The sequence below is a fragment of the Acinetobacter sp. YH12070 genome, assembly GCF_013419625.1.
Lineage (GTDB): Bacteria > Pseudomonadota > Gammaproteobacteria > Pseudomonadales > Moraxellaceae > Acinetobacter > Acinetobacter amyesii.
The window spans coordinates 1-4,826 of the sequence record NZ_VOZT01000107.1 but is presented as its reverse complement, the minus strand read 5'-3'; the positions used below and the strand labels follow the sequence as shown (position 1 = coordinate 4,826).

At 42.5% G+C, this 4,826-nt stretch carries 2 protein-coding genes and 1 pseudogene; 2 read left to right on the top strand and 1 reads right to left on the bottom strand.

All coding sequences use genetic code 11. From position 1 onward, the window contains the following. Positions 1–296: 296 nt before the first annotated feature. A protein-coding gene (locus FTU17_RS16815; RefSeq protein ID WP_180027354.1) for an IS5 family transposase occupies positions 297–1,056 on the bottom strand; the annotation gives its coding sequence in 2 pieces (ribosomal slippage) (positions 297–845 and positions 847–1,056; 759 coding nt in all). Between the two features lie 207 nt (positions 1,057–1,263). Between FTU17_RS16815 and FTU17_RS16810 the strand changes: the two genes are divergently transcribed. Continuing rightward, positions 1,264–3,252, top strand: coding sequence for an oleate hydratase (locus FTU17_RS16810; protein ID WP_180005632.1), 1,989 nt, complete (start codon positions 1,264–1,266; stop codon positions 3,250–3,252). Positions 3,253–3,381: 129 nt separating this feature from the next. After that, a pseudogene (locus FTU17_RS16805) lies at positions 3,382–4,299 on the top strand (oleate hydratase); the annotation flags it as partial. Positions 4,300–4,826: the final 527 nt, after the last annotated feature.

Here is a 4,826-nt window from a genome sequence, read left to right as displayed (position 1 = left end):
TTGCATGTGACTTGTTCCACTTTAGATATTTGTTTAAGATGAGATGTAACTCATTGAAATGTGTCATCATATTCGTCGTCAGAAAACAAGTATTATGCCATTATTTCAATGAGTTATCTTTTTTTGTTGTGTACAAAGATATTTTTTAATGATAAATAAAAAGCCTATTTTTAAAGAAATTTAGCATACGGCATAGTGAAAACAACAATAGAGCAATTACTCAACAATAAACATTAACATCAATTATTTAGATCATATTCAATTTTAGAGGCTGTTGATCTTTGCTCAAATATCATTCAGCAATGCATTGGCAGCCATACCATGACAAAGGCTAATGCGACATTACTGGCGTAGTTTCTTGCCAGTTTGTCGTAGCGAGTAGCTATAGCCCGATATTTTTTAATCTTTAAAAAGGCGTTCTCTACCAAGTGCCGGTACTTATAAAGACACCAGTCCATATGACCATTCCCAGTTTTGCTGTTCTCTTTTCTCGGAATATTGACCACGCAACCTTGAGCTTCAATAAATGCTCGTAAACTATCACTATCGTAGCCCTTATCGGCAGTGACATGGCTTGATTTTGGGGCTTCTGCTATCAAACTCTGCGCATGGGCGATGTCATGTACTTGCCCACCCGAGATTTCGAAGTAAACGGGAAGACCACCGCTATCAACAGCAAGATGAATTTTTGTCGAATTGCCACCCCGACTTTTTCCTATAGCTTCGTCTGCACCACTGGCTGCTCCGCTGCTATCCTGATGCGCCTTCACGATACTTCCATCAATAAATAGCCATTCAGGGTCATTCTCAGACGATATGCTTTGAAATAGTTTTTGAAATACCCCCCTTCTTTGACCAGAGGTTAAAACGTCTAAAAACAGTGTTCCAACGGCCAAATTTTTCAGGCAGATCTCGCCATTGAATTCCAGTGCGCATCCGATACAGAATGCCTTCAAGCGTGTTCCTGTGTTCGTACTTATTATAAACACGCCCCGTTTCTTTGAGGATTTGCTTTAGGGCTTTCCAGGCTTTATCTGTTAACATTGTTCTTGGCATAGCAACGTCCGTTCTCGGTGGTATTTTTGATTTTTGGCGAAACCATTATACCTTGTTGCTATGCCGTTTAATTTTCACTCAAAGATCAACAGCCTCTAGTTGAATCTAGGCTTGGTGCCGACTATACTGAAAGTGCCGTTCGCAATACCATTAAGGGTATCAGCTAGAACAGCAAGTACTTCTATTCAGTAAGGGAAGGAATCCGTAATGGCTAAAAAGACAATTGCGAAATTTGATATCTCGGCAACCGCACCAGAGGGTTTTGAACATGAGCCTGACGCAACAGGTGGTTTTTGGTGCCATAAACCGCTTAACACTTTGCCGCCGGGTGATTTTATATCGCCCTACTCGCGTCATAAAACCTTACCAACTCCGGGAATCGAAAAGCGTAAAGCCTGGATAATTGGTGGCGGTGTCGGAGGACTTGCCGCTGCATTTTATTTAATTCGCGATGGTCATATGCCCGCCGAAAATATCACTATTTTAGAAGAAATGAGGGTAGAAGGCGGCTCTATGGATGGTGCGGGTAACCCTGAAGACGGTTACATCATTCGCGGTGGTCGTGAAATGAACTGGAACTACGACACCCTCTGGGATCTATTCCAGGACATTCCCGCCCTTGAACTTCCCGAAGGGTATTCTGTTCTCGATGAATACCGAATGATAAACGACAACGACCCAAATTACTCTAAGGCCCGTTTAATTAACAAGTCCGGCGAGATCCTTGACTCAGAAGACCTGGGACTGAGTAAATCTCAGCAATGGGAACTTATCCGCTTAATGCTGAAACGAAAGGAAGAGTTAGACGACACGAGCATTGAGGAATATTTCAGTGAAGGCTTTTTACAAAGCAACTTCTGGTTTTTATTCCGTACTATGTTTGCTTTTAAAAACTGCCACAGCCTGTTGGAAACCAAGCTCTATTTGCATCGTTTTCTGGACTCAATTGACGGCTTTGGTGACATGTCTGTTCTGCTTTTCCCTAAATACAATCAGTACGACACCTTTATAAAGCCACTGACCGACTTTTTGCGTGAAAAAGGAGTGAAATTTACCTTTGAAGCCAGAGTCGATGACCTTGATATAAGCTTTACCGGAGACAAAAAGACAGTAACCGGAATTCAGGCCGTTATTAAAGGTAAAGAGCAATATATTGAAGTTGGCAAGAATGATTTAGTGTTCGCCCTCACCGGCTCAATGACTGAACAGACGGGTTATGCCGGTATGGATAATGCGCCGGAGCTTAACTGTGAAAGGCATGACCCGGGTAGCGAAAGTGGCTGGAACTTATGGAAGAACCTCGCCAAGAAGTCTCCCGTTTTCGGTAAGCCAGAAAAATTTTATGGTGACGTAGACAAGTCTATATGGGAGTCGGCCACCCTTACCTGCAAGCCCTCACCCCTTGTCGATAAACTGAAAACCTTATCAGTAAACGACCCATACTCCGGTCGAACCGTAACCGGCGGCATAGTGACTTTTACTGACTCCAACTGGCTGTTAAGTGTTACCTGTAATCGCCAACCCCACTTCCCCGACCAGCCAGATGACACATTGGTGTTGTGGGTTTATGGCCTGTTGATGGATAAGCAAGGCAACCGTGTAAACAAAACCATGCCAGAATGCACCGGTAAAGAAATTCTGACCGAGCTTTGCCATCATCTGGGTATTGAAGACCAGTTAGATGAGGTTATAGCCAACACCAAAATACGCATTGCGCTTATGCCTTATATTACAGCTCAGTTTATGCCCAGAGCTGCAGGCGACAGGCCCAGAGTAGTTCCTGAAGGCTGCACGAATTTAGGCTTAGTGGGACAATTTGTAGAAACTCGCAATGACATAATATTCACCATGGAAGCCTCTATTCGCACCGCCCGTATTGGTGTGTATAAACTGCTGAATATTCCCAAACAGGTGCCTGATATAAGCCCGACACAATACGACATTCGTAACATCATAAAAGGTGCCAGAGCGCTCAATAGCAATAAGCCTTTTATTGGCGAGCGTATGCTGCACCGCTTACTCGACAAAACCTACTTTGCCCACATACTGCCGCCGCTGCCCGAACCGGAGGAGAAAAAGCAAACGCACTTCGAAGAAGAGCTAAGGGAACTGCTTGGTAAAGGCGGTGACTCAATACATAAATTCTCAAGCTGGGTTAACTCGCTGAGGGAGAATTTTTCGAGCAAAGATAAATAGTAGGTTAGGTTTTGCCTGAATTCAGATAATAACCGCAACACTCATGTAATGGGATAGGTCGGAAGGAGGTCAGCTACCCACATGTGGTAGTCTTACTTTTCGACCAAAAAAAGTGAGTTCCAACATGAGTTAGATGTGCGTTTTGGACACTATGTCACAGATGCAGACTTCATTACCAATGCTGAAACTCAAGAACGCTACGCTTCACGCCTATATGTACAATTGCCTGAAGGCTCAGAGCAAATTAATCTGAAAGCCAATGATTTAGCTATTTTCACTTTAGGCTCTATTACAGCAGACTCACGTTATGGTGGTAATCATGACGTGCCTGCCCTTATTCGTCATCGAGAAGATCATGGCTGGACGCTTTGGGAAACGCTGGCACAAAAAGCCCCAGACTTTGGCCGTCCAATGACTTTTTATGGCAATGTCGATGAACATAAGTGGGAGTCTTTCACTCTGACCATGAAAGATGACGTGCTACTTAAACGTATTATTGACTATACAGGCAATGAACCAGGCACAGGCGCACTCATGACTTGGTATGAGTCGGGTTGGCATTTATCCATCGTGGTTCCTGCACAGCCACACTTTGCCGACTTACCTGAAGGTTTATATACCTTATGGGGCTACGGTTTCCAAATTGACCATATAGGCGATTACATCAAAAAACCAATGTCCGAAGCCACGGGGCAAGAAATCCTAACAGAACTGATTAAACAGCTCGGTTTTGACGACATTTTAGATCATGTTTTGGCAACGACTGATGTTACTACCGCCATGATGCCATACGCCTCTGCCCTATTCGCCTGCCGTAAACCGGGGGATCGTCCACAGGTAATTCCACAAGGCTCACAAAACTTTGCTTTCCTTGGACAGTTTGTGGAAATTGAAGATGACGTGGTCTTTACTGTGGAATATTCAGTTCGTGGGGCGATGCTTGCCATTTATGAATTTTTTGGGGTGGAACGTGAAATCCCTGAAATTTACAACGGTCTACTTGATCCCAAAGTGGGTTTAAAAGCTTTAGAAACAGTGTTCCACTAAGTTTTTAATATATAGCGATAAGAGCACCTTTATGTCGCCACTATTACATAGTTTAATTTAAGCAACGTTTGGATACACGAGTGTGGCAGGGATGCCACACGTTATCCATCATAATAGGGATGTTATGTATGGGTAACAAAGGCTTTTGCTTTCTTTTGGCTTATCAAAAGTAAGGGTATTGCCTACACAAACACCTTTTATACTTTATTGAAAGTTGAGGCCGTGTACGCACCTAATTTTAAATTGGATAAAAAGAAAAATTAGATAAAACTTTATACCTCATTCGTAAATAAATTGACTAATCAACATAGGAAAAACATCTCCACGTTTTAAATAATACTCCGAAACTGACTAAGTGCTTTTCTATCTTTTTCTCATGATTTTAGATTTCATAAAAATTACCTCTGTACACGACAAATTTCATAGGATCCTTGTCCTATCAGGCTTTTTCTTTCTTAAAATTGCTAGCACTTTCTTAAATTCTTCTTTTTTTCCAAAACCAATCAAACGTAGAATAGCCATTTGAA

What these genes read in the sequence shown, in the direction of transcription:
- FTU17_RS16810 (WP_180005632.1), top strand. Translation starts at nt 1,264, where the DNA reads ATGGCTAAAAAGACAATTGCGAAATTTGATATCTCGGCAACCGCACCA.